Raw genomic sequence first — 26,177 nt, 5'->3', positions numbered from 1 at the left:
TTATAGGGGTCACTTCAATTTGAGGGTGTTTTTTCATTGAAAAGAGTGAAAAATGTAGAATATGAAAATAATAATAGAATTTCCTTCATTATCCATGTATATTGGTGGGGAAGGGAGTTTGAACAAATGAAAAAAATGCTTATTTTATCACTTACATTACTGTTAGGTATTTTGTTAGTAGCTTGTAGCCAGAGTGATGATAGTGGTAAGAAAACAGATGGTGCTGATAAAGCATCAGAAGAACCATTAAAAGTTGATAAAGGACTTTTAAATGTTGAAGTTACAATACCAGCTACATTATATGAGGGGCAAGACATAGATTCTATTATTTCTAAGGCAAAAGATAGTGGAATTAAGGAAGTCATTAAGAATGATGATGGTTCTTTAACTTATAAAATGTCTAAATCCGAGCACAAAGAGATGATGAAGGAATTAAAAGAAGGAATTGTAAAAAGTGTAGAAGAGCTTAAAACAAGCGAAGATTTTGTTTCTATAAATGATGTGGCATATAACAAATCTTTTTCTGAGTTTACACTCACAGTAAATAAAGAAAAGTTTGAAGGTAGTTTCGATGCAATTGCATCTTTTGGGCTTGGTTTAGCAGGCATGTACTATCAATTATTTAACGGTGCAGAAGTTGATGATTATAAAGTCTCAGTAAATTTTAAAGATGAATCAAATGGAGAAGTATTTGACACTATTGTTTATCCTGATGATTTAAATGAAAATAAAAATAAGTAAGTTCAAGAGCACCTAATGGGTGCTTTTTCTATATTAATTAAGAATATAAGGAAATATCTCTATATCGTTTTTAGGAGGGATTTTAATGAAAAAATTAATAATTTATCTATTTATGTTTTGTCTGTTTTTATCTGGGTGTGGAAATAACCCTATAAGTGACTCATCAACCAATGATACAAGTAGAGATAAAATAGATGAAAAAATTGAAGAGGAATCGAAGAAAGAACAAAAAAATGAAGAATTCGAACTAAAAGAAATTGGGGAAACTTTTAAATTAGAAGATTGGGAAGTTACTTTGGAGTCATTTGAATTTAACAAGACTATTGTAAAAGAACGGGTATCAACTAAAGCTAATGAAGGTAACAAGTTTTTAATATTGAATTTTAACGTAATTAACAATGGAACAGAAGCTGATGAGTTAATGAAACAAAGGGATGGAGCGTCACTAAAAGCTGTTTATAATGACAAATATGATTATGAAGTTTCAGTAACATTAATGGATGGTGATTTACATCATGAAAATGTGCGCCCTTTATCAACTGTTAAAGGTTTTGTTGCTATCGAAATGCCGGATAAAGTAGTGGAGGCATCAGAAAATATAAGTATCTTCATGGAGAAAGAAGAAGATAAAGTGCAAATAAATATACGATAATTTATTAAAGCATCCTTTAAAAATGAACTGCCCGTAAAAGGGTGTTTTTTGAATGGGAGGAGTGATGTTTATGTAAAAACCATAGTTAAATATCTCCACTTTAGGTATATTAGTGTAAGGAGGGGTATTATGAAAAAAATTTTAATAATTGTATTCACTGTAGTTATAACACTGAGTATATCTACTACAACTTTCGCAATCGAAGTATTTTACCAAAATGAAAAAGTTAAAATGGACGTGCAACCAAAAGTTGTTAATGGAAGTACACTAGTTCCGATACGTGCTATCAATACGGCTTTAAAAGGCGAAACAAAATGGAATCAATCAAAACAGCAAGTAGAAATTGTAAAAGATGGTCATAAAATAATTTTAGAAATCGGGAAAAATAGTGCATTAGTAGATGCTAAGGTTGTAAATTTGATCGCGCCTGCACAAGTAATATCGAATCGTACTTATGTGCCTTTACGCGTTATTTCTGAATATTTAGGGCACGATGTTAAATGGGATAGTGCCACCCAGCGCATTTTAATCGATACAGACATAGCTATAATTGACAAACAAGCAAACGTTTCAACTCAGTTTGATTCTATTATAGATATAGATAGTATTGATTTCGGGAAAATTTATGAAGTCAATGGAACAGGGGAATTTTCTGGTTATAAAAAGTTAATTGGCTATCCATATGAAAATTATTATTCTATTTACTATACTGGAAACTATTCTTCTTACAGTGTTACCTATGAAGATTTAAAGCCAAAAGATTTGAAAGAGAAAATCAGTTGGAAATACGATGGAGAAACTTATACTCATACAAGAAGTCAAATATATAGTTTTTTCTCAGATATTACTACTCTAGAGGGGTTATTGGGGCAGAATGGCGGTATAATAAATCAAGATTGGTTAGCAAAAACATTTGGTGAAACATACCAGGATTGGTTAACCCAAGGTATATATTCACAAGAAGCCTCTAGAATAGTTGATAGATATCTAGAAGTTAAAGAAGGTATTAATGTTCGGGATAGATATCAATTGATTGATATAGATTTAGAAAACATAGAACCCAATGAATCGAAAGCTGGAATTGAGCATAAATTTTGGATTTCATTGAAAGAGTTTCAAATGAATTTAGAGGGAATTGAATTCTCTACACATGCAAAACGAGTAGGGAATCAAACCGTTTTCATAATGGCCTTCTTTAAAACTAGCAATCTTACTGGCACTGTTGAAAATGTAATATACGAAGTTCCAGATATGCCCATAGATTATCTGGATAATGAAAAAGATGTTGAAAAAACTTTTAATGGAATACGATTTAAAATTTACAACGGAGATACTTACATTAACCGAGATGATTTAAAAAATAAGGGTATTTTATAGTTTATAACTCAAGAACACCAAAAAAGTATTTAATGGTGTTCTTTTTATTATGCAAAAACAGGTGAGGTCATGGCAACAATACACACAGCTATTCCACATCGCAGATCGTTTGAGCCAGTAATGTACAAGGCTGTTTCAAGATAAGCCTATCTGGTCAGGTTCACAATGTTAATAATCTGTAATTAAAGGAGTGAAAAGTAAAGGTGTCTGCGTTCCTACTTGCGAAAATACTTGGCGGTCTTGCAGTAGTATTGATTTTAATCAAAATTTTATTCTTTAAAACGGAGAAGAAAAAAGATGATAAGTACCTAATTTACACGCTTCTTCTAATTATTATTTCTGTTAACATTTCCATCTGGGTTATTACAGCAATTAATTCGTAAAGAAAAATGAAAGTGGATCCGATATAAGGAGATCCACTTTTTTTAGAAAGATATTGAATGTCAATCGATTGATTTTCTGCATTAGCAGAAGAACAAAATAAAGCTGTAGAAACAACTTCTATTAAAACAATGGACCAACTAGATGAAAGATTTAATCTTATAACTGTAACAGGAATTCCAGAAGGAGTTATCCCTATTGAATTTAAATATTTAGAGCAAGTAACATCTAATTTTAACTCTAATTTAACAGAAAATAATAATCAATTTAACACAAGTTGTAAATTCTATAGCAGGAAGTACTACAATTAATAAAACAGGTACATTTTCTACAACTACTGCTGCAAAACTATCAGCTACCATTTTGTATGCAACTTTGAACAATGATATGATTAACATAGTAAATGTAACATCTAGATCTACTGGAGATGCTTCATGGTCATAGTCGCATGGTAGTTATACAACAAAAAAACTAGATGGTGGTAGATCAGTTGGGATATATTAAAGGAGTTTTAACTCAGAGTATGATCGTAAATGGTGTAATAAAAAATTATTCTTATAATGAAAAAGTATATGTAGAAGTTTGATTTTAACATAGCACAAAGCCTAGGTCCTCATAAATTTGAGCCTGGGCTTTTTTGTTTCAAGGTTAGTCATTGTGCCAATATTCCTTTTTCCTTTGCTTCTTGTAACCAAGAAGGGAACTCATCTAGTAGGTTTTCGTATAGCTGTTCATCGGATACTGTTTCGATGTCCTCAAAGTGGAAGAAGTTTGCGTTGTCGATGTAGCGTCCTTCCATAGTATCTAACTTACGTAATACATCAAAATTAGAATCGCCGATGCCCACAAATTGCCAGAATATTGGTTTCGTGGAGGATTCCACAATGAATTTTTTAATGCCAGCTTTACAACCTCCATCATTGATGAAAATTAGGAAGACAGGTACATCACTAGGTTCTTCAACTGTATACTTTTTGATTACATCAGCCATAACTTGAGGCTCATCATTTCGGCCGAATTTATGGACCTCATCATTATTAAGGATGTTTCTTTCAACATAGCCTAGTAAGTTGTACTCAGTTACTTCAGATAGACGAGAGAATTCATTATCATAGACCCAGATATCTAAAGCGCCATCGTCATCAAATTGGGAAGCTACTGCTGCGATTCGCTCTACTGCTTCTTGAACCTCGCCAATTTTGTATAAGTGTCTCATTGAGCCTGAGATATCCAATACAAGACCAACTTTTGCACGAACCCCGGTTAATTTTTTCTTTGTGAGTACGATTTTTACTTTATCTTTTCTAAGTGAAATAGTAGACATTTTGCTCCTCCTATGTATTGTAATAAAAACCACTTTTATTTACATATATACCATAACATAACTATACTAATTTTAACTATAATCGATTGACGATAAATATATTAAATGTCATCATTGTTGCTAACAGAAGGTTAATGAAACAGTATATTTTAAAAAGATTTGATTTGTTAAGAGATAAGTTTGAGAAATCTTATAAATTCACGCTTTAGAGGGGGTTTTTAATGGTTGGAAAAATATAATAAAACACCAAAAATCGTTAGAATTAGGAGACAACTAAAGCAGCAATACGTGATTACGTTAGACAGGCTGTAGATAAAGACAAGATTGATAAATCGTGGCTTTGTAAATTTGATTTAGGTATCATGACAAGTGGGTTTGAAAAATCAGGAGTTTATTATTGGTTAACATTTATTGTTCCTCTATCATACAGAGCATCGTGATAAAAAGAGGTGCTAGATTAAAATATAAAGAATTGCATAGTTAAAAATTAAAATGAATAAACAGGTGTGAAGTACTGAGGAGCACTTTCACACCTGTTTTATCGTTAGAGAAGCAATCTAATAAATAACTACTTTTTTATTAGAAAACAATAGGTATTGCTGAAGTGATATTTTATGATACATAGCGAAGATTGCCCAGAGACAGTCCTGCTAAGAATGTTTTTAAAATAAACTAGAAAAGAAATTTTTCGTAGTATTAACAATTGAATTAAAAGTAGAGGAAATGAAATTAATAGCAGCACTTATTGCATTTTTTACAGTTTCCACAACAGTAACAAAAACATTTAAAACTTTATCCATAATATCTTGTATAAAGGCACCGACTTTATCAGCAATAGTAAGGATGAGTGTTTGAGCTGCAGGATGCTCTTCACCAAAATCTATCAACGAATCATAGTATTTATTGATCATGTCTTCGGATTTTTTTAAAGCTTCCTCTTTTTTCTTCCGCATATTTTCAAAAAAAGCTGTTTGATTTTTATCATTCTCTAACTGCTTAACATTTTCTTTTAAGTCTAATTCTTCTTGCACATAAAAACTATTAACGTTCTCCTGATATTCTTGTGTTAGTTTTTGTAATTCATCAGGTGCGTCTGATAATGAAGGAGCTTGAAGTCCAATGAACGCTGCTAAAGAAAATTCATTGGTTTGCTCTCCCGTATAAGCATCTCTCATTTGATTCATAATACTACTAAAATTTTTTACTGCTACTGTCATAATTATTCCTCCTAGTAATTTAATTGTTGAAACAACTATAGATTATCAATAAAAGGTTAAAATTAGGTTAAAAAACATAAATTTACTTTTTTGTTTTAATATATAATATACTGGCTATGAGATAAGTTAATTAAAATAATATGTATTTAATAATAGTAGAAACACCACTCCATGATGGGTGGTCTCAATCTTTATATAGGGTTACATGATGTGGAGAAAATTAAAAAAGACCACCTTTGATAGAGTGGTCAAAATAAATAAAATACTAATTTGTCTTATATTATAAAGAAGTTGACTTACCCTTTTTCTCATCCATAATAAGGTCTTCTTCTCGTTGTGGGCGTGGGGCTTCAGTAGATTCTTTGCACCCATTAGGTTTTTTTGGGTCTGCTCCACTAGCAAATGATTGTTTTGTTGGCTCGTCTGTTGCAAACTCTGTATTTTTTTTATCTCGTTTCATGTCAACACCTCCTAGAGATATTATTTATCTTATCCAATAAAATATCCCTTGTTTATTTCTACTTCATATTTAAATATTTCATATCACCCCAAGACTATGTAAGGTAAATTTAGTAGGAAATTTCTGTTGTTTGGATTTTGCATAAAATAATTGATTATTTAGAAAAAATGAATTTTTATGTTAAAATAAACCAATGAAAACATTTTAGAAAAGTATCGGCGCTTTGATTGGAGGTTGAACAGGTGGATGAGAAGAAGAAGGGGAAATTACAAATCCTCGTAATAATTTTAATGATATTACTATTGGTTGCAACGTTTGTTTTATTTTTCATAGGTAAATATATGGTGGCATTTATTTTATTTGGAATTTTTATGCTAATACTAAATTTTATTAGTAGCTGGAAAAACCTAGATAATGCAGATTACGTTTATAGAAAAATTCATAAGAGTAACCAGAAGTGGTAATTACTATACATTTAGCTTAGGAATGTTGTTATACTTATGTTACTTGTAGTGCTTATTTGGATAGCTGAAAGAGCAAAGAAGGATTCCTCACTTTATATGAAGAAATAGTGAGTTATAATGTTTTTCACAACTACGGAGGTGCTTTTTTGCAAACATTTTTTAAATATAATTGGCTAGTTAGGGAAGACTGGATTCGTTGGTGTGAAGAGTTGACTGAAGAAGAACTTTTGCAAAACAGAACTGGTGGGATGGGCAGTATTTTGCACACACTCTTCCATATCATTGATGTTGAATGGAGTTGGATTCGTCTATTACAAGGGAAAACTGATTTTCAGGAGAGCTTTGATGAATATAATAGCTTGGAAAAGGTTCGTAAATTGGAAGCAGCTTTTCATTTAGAAGTAGAAAGCTTTGTAAATCAATGGGATGATAGTATGGAAGAGCGTATACTTCATAATCCATTAGCCGATGGTAGCATTGAAACGCATACATGGGGTGAGATCATTCGTCATACCATTGCACATGAAATTCACCATATAGGACAACTATCAATTTGGGCAAGGGAGATGGGGAGAGCGCCTGTTTCAGCGAATCTAATCAGACGAGGTCTTTCTTCATCATTGAAAAATTCAGTAGGTGCTCAAATAAATATAGAAACGTCTAAATAGTGTTCCAGAAAATCTTCCAATTCATTTGAAATGGAAGATTTTTTGATGCCCAAATAAGAGAAATTGCGAGGTAAATTTCATATAGATATTTAAAGAACCAACCATCTCTATTATGGCGTAAAATACCCAGTAAACATTAGTTAAAAACTAATGTTTACTGGGTATTTTTTGGACAATATTTAGGTTAATTAGAAATATTTATATGAAGAATAGCTAACAACTTGACAGAAGTTTAAATGGGGAGTACTATACATTGGTCGCGAAAAAAGCTATTGTAACGTAACATTTTTTAAAGTGCCATACAGTACTTATCAGTTAAGTTCATATATATCTAGATTTTAATTTAATCAGTAAAAGGTAGGTGCAAAAATGAAAAATCTAGCAAATAAAAAAGATAACCTATTACAAAACTTTTTAGGAATTTATATAGTAGCAGTATTAATGTTATGGATTAAAACATACATCTCTCAACTATCACAATTTGACTTAGGTGTAGAAGGAATCATTCAACAATTCCTTTTACTAATAAATCCGCTGGGCTCAGCAATGCTATTTCTAGGATTTTCATTTTTATTTAAAGGAAAAAGAAAATACACATCACTCGTTGTTGTCTACACTTTGATGTCTATTGTTTTATATGCCAATATTGTATATTACCGATTTTTTAGTGATTTCATTACATTACCTACACTTTCTCAAACGCAGAACTTTGGAGATTTAGGCGGCAGTGTTCTTTCTTTATTAAAGCCTTATGATATCTTGTTCTTTGTGGATGTAATGGTTATGTTTTATCTACGATTCTCTAAAAAAATCCAAAAAGATACCAAACGTTTTGGCTATAAAAAAGGAATGGCAATCATTGCCTTTGCATTAGCGGTATCAATCCTTAATTTAGGACTAGCTGAAACTAATCGTCCTCAACTATTAACACGAGGTTTTGATAGAAACTATATTGTGAAATATCTAGGGATGTATAACTATACGATTTATGACTCAGTTGAAACGATGAAAGCCTCTTCTCAGAGAGCTTTGGCGGATAGTAGTGATATTACTGAAGTAATTAACTATACAAAGTCAAACTATGCCAAACCAAATGCTCAATATTTCGGTGCAGCAAAGGGAATGAACGTTATCTATTTACATTTAGAATCATTCCAAAACTTTTTAATCGACTATAAATTAAACGGTGAAGAAGTAACACCATTTTTAAATTCATTAGCAAAAGATAAGAATACATTGTATTTTGATAATTTCTTCCATCAAACAGGTCAAGGGAAAACGTCTGATGCAGAATTTATGCTTGAAAATTCTTTATTTGGATTACCACAAGGATCTGCTTATATTACAAAAGCACAAAATACGTATCAGGCAGCTCCTAGTATTTTAAAAGATTATGGTTATACATCAGCTGTATTCCATGGTAATAACGGAAGCTTCTGGAATAGAAATGTAATTTATAAATCATTTGGCTTCGACAAATTCTTCGATGCTAGTTACTATAACACAGGTACTTCAGAGGACATGGCTGAATATGGTTTGTTAGATAAACCATTCTTTGAACAATCTCAAAGTCTTTTAAGCTCCTTACCACAACCTTTTTATACAAAATTAATTACGGTAGGGAATCACTATCCATATAAAATGAATCAAGATTTAGTGACAATTGATAAAGCCAATACGGGAGATGCAAGCGTTGATAATTATTTCCAAACAGCTCGTTATGCAGACGAAGCAATTCAACAGGTCTTCCAGCAATTAAAGGAATCAGGATTATATGATCATTCAATGATTGTTCTTTATGGTGACCATTATGGTATTTCTGATAATCATAATAAAGCGATGGAACAAGTCATTGGAAAAGAGATTACACCATATGAAAGTGCTAATTTACAACGTGTACCATTATTTATACATGTTCCAGGCATACAAGGTGGGACCAACCATAGCTATGGTGGCCAAACAGACCTACTGCCAACGTTATTGCATTTACTAGGAATTGATTCACAACAATTTGTTCAATTTGGTTCAGACTTATTATCAGAAGAGCATGATGAAATTGTACCATTTAGAAATGGCGATTTTGTCAGCCCTACGATTTATTCAATTAATGAAAAATATTATGATAATAAAACAGGCTTACCATTAGACGACAGTCAATTAGAGGAAGCAAAGACGATTAAAAATGAAGTAGATCATAAATTGGCGTTATCTGATAGAGTCGTGAATGGTGACCTATTGAGATTCTATACGCCAACAGGTTATACGCCAGTTGATCCTTCTCAATATAATTACTCTCCTGATGAAAATGTAGAGTCTAAATAATTTAAGGCGGTTCAAGGAATTGTGTACGATATCAAAGTCTATAGGATATCATACCATTACCTTGAATTGCTTTTTTATTGGTCATTTTTGAATAAGTATGGCAATACCAAGATTTTATATTCTCCTTAAGGTTCAAATAGAAAATTGGACTAACAGAAAAAGCGATTCAAATCCCTTAATAGTAAGGATTTGAATCGCTTTTATTAGTAAGGAGAGGACAAACATGATGGCACTCATCATCCTTACTTATTTCTTTTTAAAGAATAATTTAGATGAAAAAAGGAAAGAAATAGGTGTAAATTTGAGGAGTTGATCGGGATGGAATTTTATAAAGACATAGTCATTTACTGTTATAGTTGTCGTAAAAAGACTGTGTTTACATGTAAAGATACACATGAAAAAAAGGGTGTCGATAGTCACTGCAGTGAATGTACAGGTATTTGGTTTGAATGGAAAAACCGAGCTGTCGAGAGAGAAATGGAGAAGTGGATTGCCTATAATAAAGACTTAGTAAATAATATAAATCACTGATCTATTTTTTTACACAAGAGTTAAGTTGAATACACCTAAAAAGCGTATTATCAAGTTAGTACGATGAGGCATTGAAGTGCCATTTTCTTTTAAGAGAGTGGTTCTTTTTCTTTTGCTTAGACAAAAGCTCTAGCTAGAATAAACAAAATTACTATTTCTTTATCTCATTTGATAAAGAGAGGTGAATAATCGAATTATTGAATCTAAACCATGATTTGCCCGTATACATATTATTATGATAATTAGGGGGGCATCATGGACGTTTATAAAAAGATAGCAATTATCGGGGGAACAGGTAAAGCGGGGCGTTACATTGCTTCTAAAGCATTAGAGAAAGGGTATCACGTACGGATGCTTGTTAGAAACCCAGAAAAGTTAGTTTTCAGAGACAGTAGGATTGAGGTAATAGAAGGAAATGTACAAAATATCGAGGATCTTCAAAAGCTATTAAAAGATTGTCAAATCGTTATCAATACTTTTGGTCAACCAATGAAAGAAAAACCGATTTATAGTAAAGTAACGGAAAATATATTGGGAGTCATGTCTGATTTACATATGGATCGTTATATTGGGGTAACGGGTGGATCGCTAACCATTGCTGGAGATACAAAGAGTATTATAAATAGAATGGGTGCAAAGATATTTGAAATTATTTATTCAAAAATGATGATGGATAAGAAAAAAGAATGGCATCTCCTTAGCTATAATCAAGTAATCAAATGGACACTAATTCGGCTTCCATTTATCGTAGAGGGAGATGAAGTAGGGTTCATAAAGGAAAATCTTGGAGATATGCCAGGTACAAAAATAACAAATCGGGATATAGCTACATTCATCATTAACCAAATAGAAAATCAAAAGTATGTACAAAAAGCACCGTTTATCTCCAATTAATCTAATTTAAAGGAGAATGCCACTTGGAGAGGGATAGGGTCAGCGCCTCAACTAAATGACTTTATCCCTTTTGAATGCCCAACAAAATTTTCCTTTGCCTCAATCATATTGGTACAAAAAATCAAATGACATCCTTTTGAGCGGTTTTTTAATTAAAACCTTCTCCAATAAACCTTCCAACTCCTCTCAACAACCAATAAATGATTCTAAATGGGAGGAAAAGTAATTCTGGTATCCAAATTAGTACATCAAGAAATAAGTCAATTAATGAATATTGATCTTTACGTCTCTTATCTCTTCTCTTTTTGTTTTTCCTTCCTTGCAACCATTCTCTCACATTACTTGACCCCTTTTACAAAAAAGTGCTGGCTTTTCTTAAGTAAGTATACGATTCATTGCTTTAGGTGGTTTCATTTTTAAAAACTTTATGATGTAAAAGCGGATATGGGGCGTAAATGGGAGTAAAAATGTTGGCTTATTATATTTCTTTAGCGATGTGTATTACCGCAAATGTGAGAAATGGAGAATTTAAAATTAAATAAGGTGAAAGACAAGCAGGTTTAAAAAAGGGTCACATAGGCTGGAAGTGACCCTCTTTGCTGTGGATGTATCGACATTAATGTGAGCTGCTATTAATGAAGATCATCCCTTTTTCATGTTTATCAATAACTATTAATATTCTTTTTGCACGAATGTTGCTCCGACAATAATGAGAAGAATGAATAGCACAACGATTAAAACGAATGTTGAACTATTGTTTTTGCCGCCATAGTCCATGCCACAACAACCCATACTATAACCGCCGCTATAGTCATTACCATAGCCTCCATAACAACAATTGAAATTACCCATGTTTCCAAAGTATCCCATCAAGATCTCTCCTTTCTTCAGTTTATTGTATGAATGCCGTTGAAAGAGAAAAGGGTATTCGTCTAATGAATCGTATTTAGGTAATTTTAAAGAGAATCTTGGGTGAAGGATGGATGAGTATCACTAAACACTTGATAGGATGAAACTCAAAGGCGCTTGTTACAGCCTGATGATTAGTTGTCAATCCAGTCCATAAGATAAAAAATAATTTTTTGATGCATGATGATGGAGCGGGTTTGAAACAGTAAGTCGATGTTTTTCCGTTTCTATTTTTAGCTACAATGTGTTGCGGAAAGGAATCATTTGTTTTTTTATTTAAATAATGTGAGAGTTTTCTTTCATTTGCTCGTTATTACTTGTAGAGAAGAAAGGAAAGGAGGTTTTCTAACTTCGTGTATTCATTAATTAATCAGCTACAAAAAAAAGATGAACAAGCTTTAAGAGAAGTGATTAACAAATATGGAGGTTATGTTAAAGCCATTGTAGTGAAAGTGTTACAGCCCAATCAAACAGCTATTGAAGAATGTATCAACGATGTATTTCTAACCATTTGGCAAAAGAGTATTCAATTTACTGGCGATGAGATTGATTTTAAAAAATGGATTGGCGTTATTGCAAAATATAAAGCGATTGATACATATAGAAGCCTTCAAAATAAGCCTAAAACAGTCGAGTTACTTTCATCAATTTCAAATAGCAAGGATCTACCAGAAAGAATCGTAGAACAAAAAGTACAAAAAGAGCAACTATTTATCAGTATTTTAAATTTAAGTAAAAACGATCAGGAAATTTTTCTCTTGAAATACTACTTAGGATATTCCAACGGAGAAATCGCTGAGATATTTGGTCTATCTAAATCAGCTGTAGAAAATCGTTTATATCGAGGTAAGTTAAAGTTAACAGAAGAGCTGGGAGGTATCTAAATGAACGAAAAGGACTTCATCGAAATAGATATTGATGAGATTGAACCAATTGAATTATCTGATTGGGAAAAGATTAATATTGAAAAAAGTGTTTTACGGTCATCTTCAACCAAGAAGTATGTATTTAAAAAATGGAGGTGGGTTAGTATTGTCGCCATGCTCACATTTATTTTTGCTAGTAGCAGCATTTGGCTACCTGTAGTGGCTAATCGAGTACCAATTGTACAGCAACTATTAAATAGCAATGATAATCCCCAATTACAAGTATTTAGTGATAATGCATCAACCATCAATCAAATAGACGAAAGTAACGGAACCTTCATTGAATTAGCTGAGGCTTTTTTCGATGGAACGATTGTATCGGTTAGTTATGAAATGAAACACGAACAATCGATAGATGAACCCCCTCTATTTTGGAAGGGCGATTTAGAAGGCAACGGAAACAAGCTAGACGTACTTAGTCATCAAATCGTTAAAAAGAATGAGGCTACTTGGATTGGTATGTTTACAGCGAGAATTTCAGACAAAGTAATTGATGAAAAGATAAATGTTCAATGGCGTCCTCAAGATTTTATAGGTATGGAAAATACGACTCTTGTAGAAGGAGCTTGGGACTTTCAGTTAGAACTTACACCAACCCGAGCCTATTCAAGAAAAGTAAATATACCCTTTGGTAATGATCAATACCAGTTATTTTATAATCAAATAACAGAGGGAAAATATATAACCACTCTTTATTTTGAGGGAAATCTTGATTGGGAGACAGAATTTTTAATGGTAGACATAAAAGATAATCTTGGAAATGTATATGAAAATGTAGGAGCAACAACTATTAAAAGCGGTTCTGGGCGAGTAAATGGTTATGTTGAGGTTTTTATACCTGATTCTACTATTCGAACGCTAGTCATTACACCAACTATAAGAATTGTTGATGAAAAAACATTAGAGCGGAAAGAGTTTGTTCCGCTCCCAAGTATTAATATTTCTCTAAAATGATATGGTCTGTTCCTACAACTCTTTCCAAAGGGCTGAAGGAATCAATTCTTACCTACAAAGATGGATGTAGTTGCAATGAATGATACAGGTCAGCATCTTTACCTTTAGCTCATATCACGCAGTATTCAATCAAGATAGCGTTATTAATTGTAGCTAAATATCTTTTAAACGATTAAATTTTTAATTCTTTCTTTTAGTACCAATCATCATAAAGCCTAATAATAAATATAGAAGACTGGCCGAAATGGAGCTATACAACAGGAATGTAATAGAAGTTGGTGCCCAAACTTCAATAAATGTCCAATTTAAGCCACCAAGTACTATGTTAGGCGTGATAAATAGTGCTGTCAGCATTGTCGCCACAAGTATAGTATGGGCAGATAATAACAATATTCTTTTGTAATTTAGATTTGCCATACGACGTTGTTTTTTATAAAGGCTGCGTATATTTTGAACGAATAGATAACAGAACATAATGCTGATTGCGATGATGATAGCACATATGATTGTTACAATTTTATCTAGCTTTTGATAGCTGCTGATATGTTGCATGTCAATCGTTTTGCCCTCCCATAAATCCATGACACCTTGTCCAATCGCTGTTGTAGAGCTTGTATTCATATTGGCTAAAATAGCCACGCCGATTTGTTCGTCAGGTTGCAAAATGAAATACGAGGAAAAGGTTGGATTCTCACCAGCATGGTAGATATATGACTTTGTGTCCTTTTTCACAACGGCCCAACCGTTTGCATAGTAAGTATTCGTATCAAAAGGCTCCACTGTTAGATCTGGAGTATGCGATTCTTGAATTAAATTGTTACTGATTGAATAGATATCACTGTTTCCTACCTGTAATTTTAACCATCTGGCTATATCATTAGCGTTACTGATGATATAACCAGCGGGGATATTGCCACGATAGATAGGTGGTATGTATCGCTGCTCTCTCATTAGACCTATTTTATAGCCAGAAGCCATATGTGTGGAATGTACTTGGTGAATTCCTACAAAAGATTGATGCATACCAACAGGTTGTAAAATTTTCTGTTGAATATACTGATCGAATGGCTGTTTTGCAACTTGTTCAATGACGAGGCCTAAGACATCATAGTTGATGGTTGCATACTCAAAAGAACTCCCTGGTTGACGATTTAGTGATTGATCCAGCAGAGTTTTAACAGTTAATTCAAGGGCATTATCCGCTGTGCTTTCTGGGATTTGAGTAATGGAATTTGAGGGAATTCCGCTAGTATGAGACAATAGCTGCTGTATTGTCACAGCCTGATCCTCGCCTTTATAGGTTAATGATAACCAAGGGATATACTTTCGGACATCATCTGACCGTTTTAACAAACCTTGTTTTTCTAATTGTAAAATAGCGAGTCCTGTAAATGCCTTAGACGTGGAGCCTAACTCAAAAAGAGTATCAGAGGTAACAGGTGTTTTTGTTTTCGTATCTGCAAAGCCAAAGCCCCGTTGATAGACGGTTTTCCCTTTATCAACAATAATTACTGAAATTCCTGGGATTTTACTAATGGTTTGCTGCTCCTTAATAAACTGATCAATTTTACTAATTGTATCATTTGATGCTGCGTGTCCAAATCCGGGTGTGAACGTAAAAAATAGTAACATTACTGTCATCATCACCGATTTCTTCATGAATAATGTCATGTTGTTTTTCTCCTTAGAACGTAATGTGCTTGTGGCAACATGGTTTACTGTAACAAGAAAAATAAGGGTAAACCATCGATTAACATGACTATTTCCGGGATAACATGACAAAATTGTCACTTCAAAAAGGGCCACTCCTAAAACCAATAGGAGGGCCCTTGAAATTTTATTTAATTTGTTTCTGGCTCTGGCGTAAAATCCTGACCGTTAAATGTTAATTTAGATGGTGAGATAAGAATTTCTCTGTTCGCTTCGTAGTAAGGGTCTAAAACTTTATAAAAGGCTTCCCATTGCTCGCCAGCTTTTTCATCTTCACCCTTTTGTTCAAGGGCAACTGCTTCTTCATAGTGTTGCTTTAATTTTGCGTAATCCGCATTACTAATGCTGAATTCGATATCTGCCATATATTCCTCGAAGGGAACTGGTTTAAAGTGTGGGCGAAGTATTTCATAGAATGCATCCCATTTCTTCATGGCCAATTCTTCGTCTTTATCTTTTTCAGCTTTTTGTGCCTCTTCATAGAGCGTTTTAAGTTTTGCAAGTTCCTCTTTTGTTAAATCGACGTTCATATCCGCCATATATTCTTCAAAAGTTAAAGGTGGATATAATTCTTGGTAATAAGGTTCAAGAATAGTGAAAATTTTATCAATGTTTTCTGATGCCTCATCCGTTTTATTTTCTTTTACATACTTAATCCAGTTACTATAAAGTGTTTTTAGCTGTTCTTTATCTTGTGCTTTGATAACAATATTTTTTTCAGCGAATGCAGCTTCATTAATAAATTCTTCAAAAGGCTCAGGTTGCCAATTTGCTAATTCGTAAGGTCTTGTGATGTTATCCATCGCCTGATAGATTCGTTCCATTTCCTCATAATTCTCTTCTTTTTCAGCCTTTTTCATGTCAGAAAAGAGTTTCTCTAGTTGGACTAATTCTTCTTTTGTTACTTCTTTAGGTAAGCTTTTTTTATAGACGGCAAAGGTAAAGAAATCTGAGTAATCTTTCACAATACTACCCTCAACTAAAATTTCTTGCCCCTCGGCTAGCTTTAACTGCTCAATTTGTTTATCTGAGAAATTGTGTAAACCGATGTAGTAGTTTTTTCCATCTGTTCCTTTAAGGGTAATGCTGCCGCCATCAAAATATTTAATGGTACCTGTTATTTTTTGTTCTATTTGAATCGTTATATTATTTGTTGTATCAACAGCTGTTGCACCAGCTTGAAGCGGTGTTAATACAGCCATCCCTAGTGTTAATGCTGAAGCTAATAGCCATGTTTTTTTAGCAGGTTTTTTCATATTTATCAATTCTCCTTTAGGTTAACTTCTGTTACCAATTATTAGACGTTTTACCAATTGAAAAAGTTTTAACTTTTTAAAAAAATTTTTAAGAAATTAAAGAGTGGAGGATTCATGATAAGACTCACTGTTTTAGTATCTGTAGTCTTTGAAAAATAGCTATTATTTACAGCTCAGACCATGCAAAGGGTTGATTAGCGAAGCAAAGATTTACAAGGATTAGTGCGCTTCCAGAGAAAATTCATGGGCACGAACTAAGGCATTATTGCAGCTTATACTGTTTTAAGCTCTTTTTCTCCTAATTGAAGATTTTAGGAGATCTAATGTTTAATCTCATAAGATAACTTACATCCGTTTAATCCAAGCTCTTCTACTGTTCATCCTGGAAATAGATTTTATAGAATTTGCGATTCGTTGCCTCATCATAGCCAACTTCAATTAATTCATCTATTTGGTCAATATGTTGGATATTTACTTGGATTTCAATATTGGAATCCAGTTTGATTTTACGTTTGTATTTCTTTTCAGCCTTTTCTAGCGCACTATCAGAAATGACAGTTTCATAGGGTTTGACCGAATTAATGATGATATCTTTTTGCGTAGTGTCCGCTTGCTCAAAAACAGTATCAATATAATGATTTACCTGAAACTCCTCTTCATTTCTAAAGTAATCCAGTGTTTTATTCAAGAGGCCAAGTTTTTCTGTGCTTGTATAATTTTCTTCCTTTAAAATGAATTTTTTACATTCTGTTAATGCTAAATGGGTTTTATAATAATGCTCATCCGCTGCCTTAATTTTTAAAAATCGTTCTTGCCAATAAACAATATCTTCTTTACGTTTTGTTTTAATATACACGGCAGGAGATTGATCTGGTCCCATATCAACAATAATAGCCATATTATTAATTTTCTTAACGTTAATGCCATCCACGCCGTTCACGATCATTTGATTGTGTTCATTTTTCACATCTAAAAACATTTCTTTTTCATCAATTTTGACAATAGCGATAATCTTTTTAGCCTCATTTAATAGTAAACAATTTTCAAAAAGGCCAATAAACAGTTCTCCGCTTTTGATGTTAGGATGCTGTGACACACTATGTAAGTGCTTGGCAATATTTTGAGAATGTTCTAGGAAGTTACTTCCCTTTTCGAAAATAGCTCTCGAATACGTAAAAACTTCATGGAGTGCAAGATTGCTTTCATGGAAAAATTCATATTGCTGTTCCACATCAATTTTACTAAAAGCGAGCTGTGTAAAGGCTGCTTCTAACATGACCTCAGGTTGTGAAAAAACTTCTTCTCCTAAAATAAGCGTCTCACTCAAAAAATGCAGACTATATTGTGTTAATTTACTTTCACTGACTTCTAGCATAAATTTCACCTTCTAATTTTTCATAGTAGCTAGTATACCATAAGCTAAAGATTGCTTTTATAAGTACCAGTACTCATTTGAGGCTGGTTTTTTTGTTAGTGTCTTGTTATGAAAGAATGTTGAGGATTGGAAGTTTAAAATACTGCTGCTTAGATAAAGATAAAAACATGTAGGGATACTCTGTACAAGTGTACTAAAGAGGGTGATCAATATGTGGGAAAAGGTGATTTCCTACATGCCACATTGGCAAGTTTTTTTACAAGGCTTTTTAGCGTTTTTTATTCCATATTTAATTTATAAATTGTTCCATGTTTTTTTATTTGTTAATAAGAGCAATGGCAAAATTGAGATGAAAGAAAATAGTGAACAAGTTGAGATGGTACACATACCTATTCAAAAAACGTTAGAGCAATTTACAGGAGATTTTAATAAAGATCTTTTACAAATGAGGAAAGAACTTGGTCATAATTGGGATATTCATTTTAGAGAATTTCAAATAGGAAATACGGATAATCGTGCAGCGATCGTTTTTCTTAAAGGATTATGCGATAAAGAATTAATTGACAAACATATTTTGAAATCATTAATGAATGGACATACAAAAAAGTCGTCTGTTTTAAGAGGTCATGAATTACAACAATCAATTAGAAATGAAATCCTACCAGTGAGTGAACTGCTAGAGGAATCGAAAGTCATGAAAGCTGTTGGGAAAGTATTAACTGGTTCCACTGTATTAATTGTGGATGGCATACAGAATGTATTTATCATTGGTACGGCACATGGCAAAACTCGAAATCTTGAGGAGCCTGTTTCTGAAGCAATGGTACGTGGACCAAGAGTAGGCTTCACGGAAAAATTAAGTGTGAATACCTCTTTATTAAGACAGCATGGTGAGAATCGAAATTTATCGATTATCGAGATGGAAGTAGGCGAACGTACGAAAAAAGAGTTGGTTTTAGCCTATATAGATGAAATTGTGCAGCCTAATCTTGTCAAAGAGGTGAAGGAACGAATTGAAACAATCCATTTGGATGATGTTGCTGAATCGGGATATATTGAGCAATTGATTGAGGATGATTATCTTAGCCCATTTTCGCAAGTGCAAAGTACCGAGCGTCCTGATCGGGTTATTGCTGCTTTACTAGAGGGACGAGTCGCAATTCTTTTAGATGGAACTCCCTTTGCATTAATTGTGCCAGTCACGTTTAATATGCTACTGCAATCACCAGAGGATTACTATGAACGTTGGTTATCGAGCTCACTTATTCGCTTGCTTCGCTATTTTGCTGCAGGCATCTCTTTATTTGGCCCATCCCTGTACATTGCTTTTGTATCATTTCATCAAGGTTTAATCCCCACTAAACTAGCGCTGTCCATGATGGCAACAAGGCAGGGAGTACCGTTCCCAGCATTGATTGAAGCCCTCATTATGGAAGTCGCTATTGAGATATTACGAGAAGCAGGACTTCGTCTACCGAAGCCAATTGGTCCGACGATGGGGATCGTTGGAGGGCTTGTTATTGGAGAAGCCGCCGTACAGGCAGGAATTGTTAGTCCAATCATGGTCATTGTGGTTGCATTAACAGCAATTTCCTCTTTTGCTATCCCTCAATATAATGCTGGTATCACGCTAAGAATGCTACGTTTTGTGGCGATGTTTTCCGCAGCTTTATTTGGACTATATGGCATCATTCTATTCTTCTTATTCCTTTGCAGTCATTTGGTAAAGCTAAAAAGCTTCGGTGTATCCTATTTGAGCCCAACTATTCCGTATCGAGCAGGTGATTGGAAAGATTTTATGGTGCGAATGCCGTTAAAGATGATGAAGCATCGTCCTAGATTGTTAAAGCCAAAAGATTCGGTCCGCAAAGGGGAATAAGAGAAAGGGAGCAAAACAGCCATGAACAGCAGTATGAAAGATAAAATAACGACGTCACAAGCAGTTGTTATTATTATTAACTATATTCTTGCCACTGGGATTCTTACTTTACCTCGTGCATCTGTAGAAAAAGTAAAAACGCCAGATGTTTGGATTAGTGTATTTTTAGGTGGAGTCGTTGCAATGATTGCAGGTGTAATCATTGTGAAGCTAAGCCAACAATACCCTGACAAAACATTTTATCAATATAATCAAGATATCATAGGGAAGTGGTTAGGCTGGTTTATAAGTGCGTGTGTAATTGCCTACTTTTTTACCATTTCTGCCTTTGAAGTTCGCATCATGGCTGAAGTAACTTCTCTCTTTTTATTAGAAGGGACCCCCACTTGGGCGATTATTTTGCCCTTCTTATGGGTTGGGCTTTACTTAATAAGCGGTGGCATCAATACAATCGCTCGTTTATTTGAAATCATTTTTCCTATTACCTTTGTTATTTTTTTACTTGTGGCCTTTTTAAGTTTAGGGATTTTTGAAATCGATAATTTAAGACCAGTACTCGGTCTGGGCGTTGTTCCGATGTTAAAGGGAATAAAAACAGCGACACTGGCATTTTTAGGGCCTGAAATTATGCTACTACTTGTGGCATTTATGTATCCCTCAGATAAATCAAAGGCCGTCAAGGTTGTACTGGCGGGTATAGCCATACCTTTACTTTTTTATGTCATCACGGTTGTGATGGTCATTGGTGCTCTATCCATTGAGGGGGTTTTGACAAGGACTTGGCCAACAATTGAATTAATGCGAAGTTTTGAAATCCCTGGTTTAATTTTTGAACGCTTTGAGTCATTTCTTCTGGTAATTTGGATTATGCAAATCTTTGCGACCTTTACGATTACTTATTATGCCGCTACTTTAGGATTAGCCCAACTGTTTAAGAAAAATATGCATCCCTTCTTATACGGATTGTTGCCAATTATTTATATTATTGCGATGACACCTAAAAATATTAATGATCTATTTACATTTGGCGATAAGATTGGTCATGCTGCATTAATTTTATTTGGTGTAGTACCGATAACCTTACTCCTTATTTCGAAATTGAAAGGAAAGAAAGCATGAAGCGAATACATTGCTGTGTACGTTTACTTCTAGTTGCGACGGTAACCTTACTTCTTACTGGATGTTGGAGTAGTAAAGAGATAGAGGATTTAGGCCTTATTGTAGGTACATCATTGGATTTAGAAACGGGTGATGTTTCCTCTGAAGAGCAACAAGATGCTAGGTATGCAAACAGACAGTTGCTAACAATTACCAATCAATTTGTTACGTCAGAGACAACGGTTTCTGGAACAAAAGAGGGAGGATTGCCAGAAAAAGCGTATAAAAATGTTTCTGAGACAGGTGATGCGGTGTTACCAACTTTACGAAATATGCTGTTAAAGGTGGATAAACGTTCTTTTGCTGAACATTCCAAAGTAATTATTATTGGTGAGGAATTAGCTAGTACTATCAATCTCCAGCAAACGTTGGATTTTTTTCTAAGAGAATTAGAAATACGGCCGAGTGGACTGCTCTTTATTGCTCAGGATCAGGCAAGTCAGGCACTGGAAACAAATGAACCAACTAAAATTCCTGCCTTTCAATTAGTAGAAATGATGGAGGGACATGAAAGGACGACTAAAATTTTGCCTCCGATGACCGTAGCCAAACTAGAGGGGAAGCTGTATTCAGATTCTAGCTTTTTATTGCAAAATGTGAGTACAGAAAATGGAGAAGTAAAATTTGCAGGCGCTGCTATCATTGAAGGAAAAACCAAAAAGCTACGAGGCTTTTTAAATGAGAGTGACCTAGAAGGGATTGCATGGATGTCTGGCGATGCGAAAGGTGGCCTTGTCAAAGGCTTTGATGAGGAGTCAGGAGCACCTATTGTGTATGAAATTATTTCAGCTAAAAGTAAAATTATTCCACGTGTAAAAGGGGATCAAATCTCCTTTACGATAAAAATTCAATCAGAGGGAAGAATTGCTGAACATTGGGTTCTCTCCGATAAAGCATTTGATAATCAATTTTTGAAAAAAGCAGAGAAAGTATTTGAAAAAGAGATAGAGCAATTAGTGAGGAAGGCACTAGATAAAACGCAACATGAATTTCAAACAGATGTTTCTGGGTTTGGCAATAAACTAAGAATCGATTACCCGAAAGTATGGCAAAAAAGAAAAAAAGAATGGGATCAAACGTTTAGTGAGGTTCCTATTACATGTGAAGTGAAGGTTTCCATTAAGGATTATGGCACGTCAGGTGATTAACATCGTTAATCATCTTTTTTTCTGTCCATTTAGTCTATACAGAAATGAAAGGACATATAGTAGATATTCGAAAAGATGGGGGATAAAAGACATGCAATATACTATTCAATCAATCGCTACCGTTCGTAACAATCGGCAAATGTTAAAAGATGATCATTGGGGAGAGATTATTTCAACTATTGAACTTGCTGATCATATCCAAGAGGCATCCTTAAAAGGAATAGAAGATTTTTCTCATCTAGAAATTATTTTTTATTTTGATAAGGTTACAGACGATCAAATTCAATATGAGGCAAGACATCCGAGAAATAATCATGATTATCCAGAGGTTGGCATTTTCGCACAAAGAGGTAAAAATAGACCCAATAAATTAGGAAGTACAATCGTTGCCTTGTCAGAGGTCAAATCAAGAGGATTAATCGTTCAAGGGCTAGACGCCATAGATGGCACACCTATACTAGATATAAAGCCTGTAATGAAAGAATTTTTACCTAAAGAGGAAGTTAAACAGCCAGCGTGGTCAATAGATTTAATGAAGGCCTACTGGGGGTAAGATAGTTGTTAAAGCGAAGACAATTGTGGACTTCTAAAAAAAGGGGAGTAGCGTGCTCCCCTGGCTTTTTAAAGAATGATTCCTTCTTGATAAAGAATGCTGATGGCATGAGAGCGATTTTTGGCACGCAATTTTTTGATAGCAGATTTTACATATTGTGTAATGGTTAATTCACTTAATTTCATAACATCTGCTATTTCCTTGGTACTATCTCCCTGCGCTACCTGTCTCATTACCTCTAATTCACGCTTGCTCAGAAAGCCCTCTTTTTTGCTAGTTCTAGCTTGTATGATAAGCTGTCCAATCATGTTTCCAAAGGTTGTCATGTCATCTAACAGCTTATCATTTATATCGATTTCCTCTTCTAATTGAGTACTACAAATATAACCAAAAACATATGACCCAATGAAAATAGGGACAATTAAAAACGTATTATTTTGCGAGGGAATAGTATATTTCATACTGATATTTTTTAAATAGTCCATTCCTGTGCAAAATTTAGCCTTCTTATCTTCAATAGCAGCATAAATAATAGGGAAGCTACGAATCTCCTCACGAATTTCACCGATATGACTACCACCCGATTCATTTAAAAAAATGATTCCTTCTGCTACAAAGCCTATTGGAGAATACCTCAATAAATAGGCATCCTTGATAGGAAAAGCATCTAAATATACCTGCAAAATGTGTATCAACAGCTCTTCATGGTTGGCATAACTTTGTACTGTGTCGAAACGTTTTTGAATGGTATAAAGATTGGACATGACCTATCCCCTTTTTTAAGTATATACTACGCTTAAAATAAGGAATTTTCAATATATTCTGTAAGTTGTAGTATTTAAGCTAAGTAAAGCCATATTTCTCTATTTTGGCGTAAGGAGGAGCAACAGGTGAGTAGTCAAACAATTAAAGAGGTGGATGCAGTTGTTCTAGGTGCTGGGTTTGCAGGTCTGTATATGCTACATCAGTTGAGGAGTAAAGGCTTTTCAACCATTGTATACGAGGCTGGAGATGGTGTAGGTGGTGTTTGGTATTGGAATCGTTATCCTGGTGCTAGATGTGATATTGAAAGCATCTATTATAACTACACATTTTCAAAAGAATTATATGAAGAATGGACTTGGACATCTAGATTTCCAGAGCAAGCGGAAATATTACGCTACTTAAATTACGTAGCCGATCGTTTTCAATTGCGATCAGCTATCCAATTTAGCACAAGAGTCACTGCAGCTCATTTTGATGAAAAACGACATAAATGGATGATTCATCTAAACGATGGGCAGTACATTTTAACAAGGTACTTTATTACAGGAATAGGCTGTCTATCTGCAGCAAATGTTCCTAACATCCAGGGGTTGCAACAATTTAACGGAAAATGGTATCACACGGGGCATTGGCCACATGAAAAGGTTGATTTTACTGGGAAGCGTGTAGGAATTATTGGGACAGGCTCAAGCGGGATTCAGGCAATACCTGTTATTGCAAAAGAAGCAGAGCAGTTAACGGTGTTTCAACGCACTCCACAATATACGATTCCCGCTCGTAACCATGCATATGAAGAGGATTTTATCAAAGAAACGAAGAAAAATTTTGAAGCGATAAAACGTTCCATGAGAAATTCGGTTTCAGGTACACCTTTTGCACAAAATCAGCAATCTGCAATGGAAGAACCTGATGATAAGAGGCAGGCGGTTTTTGAGAAAGCTTGGGCACAAGGTGGCTTTGCCTTCTCAGCTACTTATCATGACTTGTTAACAAATGAACAGTCCAATGAAAAAGCGGCAGAATTTATTCGCTCCAAAATACGACAGATTGTGAAAGATCCTGTGGTTGCAGAAAAACTATGTCCTAAGTATATGTATGGCATGAAAAGACAGGTTTTAGATAGCGATTATTTTGAAACCTATAATAGGGACAATGTTTTACTGGTTGATGTCAAAGAATCACCTATTCAAAAAATAACAGGAGAAGGAATTCAAACGGCGGATAACCATTTTGATTTAGAGATCATCATTTTTGCGACAGGCTATGATGGCATGACAGGGCCATTATTTAAGATTGATATCCGAGGAAGGAATGGCGTGTCATTAAAAGAGAAATGGAGGGATGGGGCAGCTGTTCAAACCTATCTTGGACTCACAACAGCAGGTTTTCCTAATTTATTTATGATTACGGGACCAGAAAGCCCTTCTGTCCTCGTGAATATGCCGATTGCTATTGAGCAGCATGTCGAATGGATTGCCGAGTGCATGCATTACTTGCGTGAGCATGACATTGACCTTGTGGAACCAACAATAGAAGCAGAGCAAGCTTGGAGCACACATTGTCGAGATGTCGCTAATGCAACACTCTACGTCAAAGGTGATTCCTGGTATACGGGAGCCAATATTGAGGGCAAACCTCGAAGTTTTTTAATCTATCTAGGAGGATTTGATTATTACACAAAACATTGTAATAAAGTGGCTCAAAACAATTATGAAGGCTTTAAGTTAATGAAATTAAAATCAATATCATAGTTTGTGAGAGGGGAGCATATATCAATATGGAGCAACAAGTAGTCATTATTACAGGTGCTGGAAGCGGTATAGGAAGACAGACTGCAAAATTGCTTGCCACTATGGGCAAAGCATTAGTTTTAGTGGATTTTGATGAAAAAAGTGGACAAGACACACTACATGCTGTGAAGGAATATCACCAACAAGCAATTTTTGTCCAAGGTGATGTTTCACAAAGCAAGGATGTCAAAAAATATGTGGACGCTGCAAAAGAAACATTTGGCAGGATTGATGCTTTTATCAATAATGCAGGTGTTTTAAGCCCACCTACACTACTGGGAGATTTAGAAGAGGAAACGTTTGATAGAATAATCTCGGTCAATCTTAAAGGGGCGTTTCTTGGCTTAAAGTATGTATTAAAAGAAATGGAGCAACAGCAATCAGGTGTCATTGTGAATACATCCTCAGCAGCTGGTATACAGGGACAACCCTATCTAGGTGGTTATGCGGCAAGTAAGCATGGTGTAATTGGATTAACTAAAACGGCGGCCATGGAATATGGACCTAAAGGGATTCGCGTGAATGCAATTTGTCCTGGTGGCGTGAGGACAAACATGACAAAGGGATTGGCATCGAGTCCAGAAGAAAATGGACCATTACGTAGATTGGCAGACCCTACTGAAATCGCAAATGTAATCGCTTTCTTAATTTCGCAGGAAGCTTCTTATGTGAATGGTGCTGTCGTCCCAATTGATGGCGGTTTAACATCGTAAAAACATTTTA

The 26,177-nt window shown here is 34.4% G+C and carries 24 protein-coding genes; 15 read left to right on the top strand and 9 right to left on the bottom strand.

Annotated elements, in window-relative coordinates:
* Nucleotides 1–126 precede the first annotated feature (126 nt).
* From BFM98_RS03530 to BFM98_RS03515, 4 genes are all read left to right on the top strand, one after another.
* A complete protein-coding gene (locus BFM98_RS03530; protein ID WP_048393704.1) occupies nucleotides 127–741 on the top strand; it encodes a hypothetical protein in 615 nt (204 codons plus the stop codon).
* An 85-nt stretch (nucleotides 742–826) separates the two neighbouring features.
* Nucleotides 827–1,393: a DUF4352 domain-containing protein gene (locus tag BFM98_RS03525; protein WP_083225220.1), complete on the top strand. Its 567-nt coding sequence runs from the start codon at nucleotides 827–829 to the stop codon at nucleotides 1,391–1,393.
* A 129-nt stretch (nucleotides 1,394–1,522) separates the two neighbouring features.
* Nucleotides 1,523–2,770 (top strand): stalk domain-containing protein, encoded by a 1,248-nt coding sequence (locus tag BFM98_RS03520; protein WP_066036537.1) that lies wholly within the window; start codon nucleotides 1,523–1,525, stop codon nucleotides 2,768–2,770.
* Nucleotides 2,771–2,973: 203 nt separating this feature from the next.
* Entirely contained in the window at nucleotides 2,974–3,153 is a 180-nt protein-coding gene (locus tag BFM98_RS03515; protein WP_066036536.1) for a hypothetical protein, read from the top strand.
* Between the two features lie 650 nt (nucleotides 3,154–3,803).
* Here the strand turns inward: BFM98_RS03515 and BFM98_RS03510 are convergent.
* From BFM98_RS03510 to BFM98_RS03500, 3 genes are all read right to left on the bottom strand, one after another.
* Entirely contained in the window at nucleotides 3,804–4,475 is a 672-nt protein-coding gene (locus BFM98_RS03510; RefSeq protein WP_066036535.1) for a vWA domain-containing protein, read from the bottom strand.
* Between the two features lie 662 nt (nucleotides 4,476–5,137).
* Nucleotides 5,138–5,692, bottom strand: a complete 555-nt coding sequence (locus BFM98_RS03505; protein WP_048393709.1) for a hypothetical protein — start codon at nucleotides 5,690–5,692, stop codon at nucleotides 5,138–5,140.
* 280 nt (nucleotides 5,693–5,972) lie between these two features.
* A complete protein-coding gene (locus BFM98_RS03500; protein ID WP_066036534.1) occupies nucleotides 5,973–6,152 on the bottom strand; it encodes a hypothetical protein in 180 nt (59 codons plus the stop codon).
* Nucleotides 6,153–6,762: 610 nt separating this feature from the next.
* On the opposite strand from BFM98_RS03500, the gene BFM98_RS03490 reads away from it, so the two are divergent.
* The 3 genes from BFM98_RS03490 to BFM98_RS03475 all read left to right on the top strand — a co-directional run bounded on the left by BFM98_RS03490 (nucleotide 6,763) and on the right by BFM98_RS03475 (nucleotide 11,031).
* A complete protein-coding gene (locus BFM98_RS03490) occupies nucleotides 6,763–7,284 on the top strand; it encodes a DinB family protein (RefSeq protein WP_066036532.1) in 522 nt (173 codons plus the stop codon).
* Between the two features lie 369 nt (nucleotides 7,285–7,653).
* Entirely contained in the window at nucleotides 7,654–9,606 is a 1,953-nt protein-coding gene (ltaS, locus tag BFM98_RS03485) for a lipoteichoic acid synthase (protein WP_066036531.1), read from the top strand.
* Between the two features lie 786 nt (nucleotides 9,607–10,392).
* A complete protein-coding gene (locus tag BFM98_RS03475; protein ID WP_066036529.1) occupies nucleotides 10,393–11,031 on the top strand; it encodes an NAD(P)H-binding protein in 639 nt (212 codons plus the stop codon).
* A 148-nt stretch (nucleotides 11,032–11,179) separates the two neighbouring features.
* Here BFM98_RS03475 and BFM98_RS03470 read toward each other — a convergent pair whose 3' ends face one another.
* Both BFM98_RS03470 and BFM98_RS24620 read right to left on the bottom strand, forming a co-directional pair.
* On the bottom strand, nucleotides 11,180–11,368 hold the full coding sequence (locus BFM98_RS03470; protein WP_048395071.1) for a hypothetical protein: 189 nt from the start codon (nucleotides 11,366–11,368) through the stop codon (nucleotides 11,180–11,182).
* Nucleotides 11,369–11,703: 335 nt separating this feature from the next.
* Entirely contained in the window at nucleotides 11,704–11,901 is a 198-nt protein-coding gene (locus tag BFM98_RS24620) for a YjcZ family sporulation protein (RefSeq protein WP_048395072.1), read from the bottom strand.
* Between the two features lie 392 nt (nucleotides 11,902–12,293).
* Between BFM98_RS24620 and BFM98_RS03460 the strand changes: the two genes are divergently transcribed.
* Nucleotides 12,294–12,824 carry a sigma-70 family RNA polymerase sigma factor gene (locus BFM98_RS03460; RefSeq protein ID WP_048395075.1) on the top strand — a complete coding sequence of 177 codons (531 nt, stop codon included), beginning with the start codon at nucleotides 12,294–12,296 and terminating at the stop codon, nucleotides 12,822–12,824.
* On the top strand, nucleotides 12,825–13,820 hold the full coding sequence (locus BFM98_RS03455) for a DUF4179 domain-containing protein (protein ID WP_066036528.1): 996 nt from the start codon (nucleotides 12,825–12,827) through the stop codon (nucleotides 13,818–13,820).
* 180 nt (nucleotides 13,821–14,000) lie between these two features.
* On the opposite strand, the gene BFM98_RS03450 is transcribed toward BFM98_RS03455, so the two are convergent.
* The 3 genes from BFM98_RS03450 to BFM98_RS03440 form a co-directional block, all read right to left on the bottom strand.
* A complete protein-coding gene (locus BFM98_RS03450; RefSeq protein WP_066036527.1) occupies nucleotides 14,001–15,491 on the bottom strand; it encodes a serine hydrolase domain-containing protein in 1,491 nt (496 codons plus the stop codon).
* Nucleotides 15,492–15,661: 170 nt separating this feature from the next.
* Nucleotides 15,662–16,786, bottom strand: coding sequence for a hypothetical protein (locus BFM98_RS03445; protein ID WP_066036526.1), 1,125 nt, complete (start codon nucleotides 16,784–16,786; stop codon nucleotides 15,662–15,664).
* Between the two features lie 370 nt (nucleotides 16,787–17,156).
* Nucleotides 17,157–18,161: a nucleoid-associated protein gene (locus BFM98_RS03440; RefSeq protein ID WP_066036525.1), complete on the bottom strand. Its 1,005-nt coding sequence runs from the start codon at nucleotides 18,159–18,161 to the stop codon at nucleotides 17,157–17,159.
* Nucleotides 18,162–18,510: 349 nt separating this feature from the next.
* Between BFM98_RS03440 and BFM98_RS03435 the strand changes: the two genes are divergently transcribed.
* The 4 genes from BFM98_RS03435 to BFM98_RS03420 all read left to right on the top strand — a co-directional run bounded on the left by BFM98_RS03435 (nucleotide 18,511) and on the right by BFM98_RS03420 (nucleotide 22,899).
* The gene (locus BFM98_RS03435; RefSeq protein WP_483306193.1) at nucleotides 18,511–20,040 is read left to right on the top strand and encodes a spore germination protein; all 1,530 of its coding nucleotides are present in this window, start codon (nucleotides 18,511–18,513) and stop codon (nucleotides 20,038–20,040) included.
* 21 nt (nucleotides 20,041–20,061) lie between these two features.
* Entirely contained in the window at nucleotides 20,062–21,159 is a 1,098-nt protein-coding gene (locus tag BFM98_RS03430) for a spore germination protein (RefSeq protein WP_048395089.1), read from the top strand.
* Nucleotides 21,156–22,346 carry a Ger(x)C family spore germination protein gene (locus BFM98_RS03425; RefSeq protein WP_066036523.1) on the top strand — a complete coding sequence of 397 codons (1,191 nt, stop codon included), beginning with the start codon at nucleotides 21,156–21,158 and terminating at the stop codon, nucleotides 22,344–22,346. The genes BFM98_RS03430 and BFM98_RS03425 overlap by 4 nt, the downstream gene beginning before the upstream one ends.
* Nucleotides 22,347–22,437: 91 nt before the next feature.
* Nucleotides 22,438–22,899 carry an SAM-dependent methyltransferase gene (locus tag BFM98_RS03420; RefSeq protein WP_066036522.1) on the top strand — a complete coding sequence of 154 codons (462 nt, stop codon included), beginning with the start codon at nucleotides 22,438–22,440 and terminating at the stop codon, nucleotides 22,897–22,899.
* A 68-nt stretch (nucleotides 22,900–22,967) separates the two neighbouring features.
* On the opposite strand, the gene BFM98_RS03415 is transcribed toward BFM98_RS03420, so the two are convergent.
* Complete coding sequence (locus BFM98_RS03415) at nucleotides 22,968–23,663, bottom strand: response regulator transcription factor (protein ID WP_066036521.1); 696 nt, start codon at nucleotides 23,661–23,663, stop codon at nucleotides 22,968–22,970.
* Nucleotides 23,664–23,789: 126 nt separating this feature from the next.
* Here BFM98_RS03415 and BFM98_RS03410 point away from each other — a divergent pair, with 126 nt between their 5' ends.
* Both BFM98_RS03410 and BFM98_RS03405 read left to right on the top strand, forming a co-directional pair.
* Nucleotides 23,790–25,415 carry a flavin-containing monooxygenase gene (locus tag BFM98_RS03410; RefSeq protein WP_083225218.1) on the top strand — a complete coding sequence of 542 codons (1,626 nt, stop codon included), beginning with the start codon at nucleotides 23,790–23,792 and terminating at the stop codon, nucleotides 25,413–25,415.
* Nucleotides 25,416–25,435: 20 nt separating this feature from the next.
* The gene (locus BFM98_RS03405) at nucleotides 25,436–26,167 is read left to right on the top strand and encodes an SDR family NAD(P)-dependent oxidoreductase (RefSeq protein WP_066036520.1); all 732 of its coding nucleotides are present in this window, start codon (nucleotides 25,436–25,438) and stop codon (nucleotides 26,165–26,167) included.
* The last annotated feature ends 10 nt before the right edge of the window (nucleotides 26,168–26,177 follow it).

The organism is Lysinibacillus sp. AR18-8 (assembly GCF_001705465.1).
Taxonomy (GTDB): Bacteria; Bacillota; Bacilli; order Bacillales_A; family Planococcaceae; genus Lysinibacillus; species Lysinibacillus capsici.
Note: the sequence above shows the minus strand (reverse complement) of the source record. Positions and strands in the feature narration are given on the sequence as shown.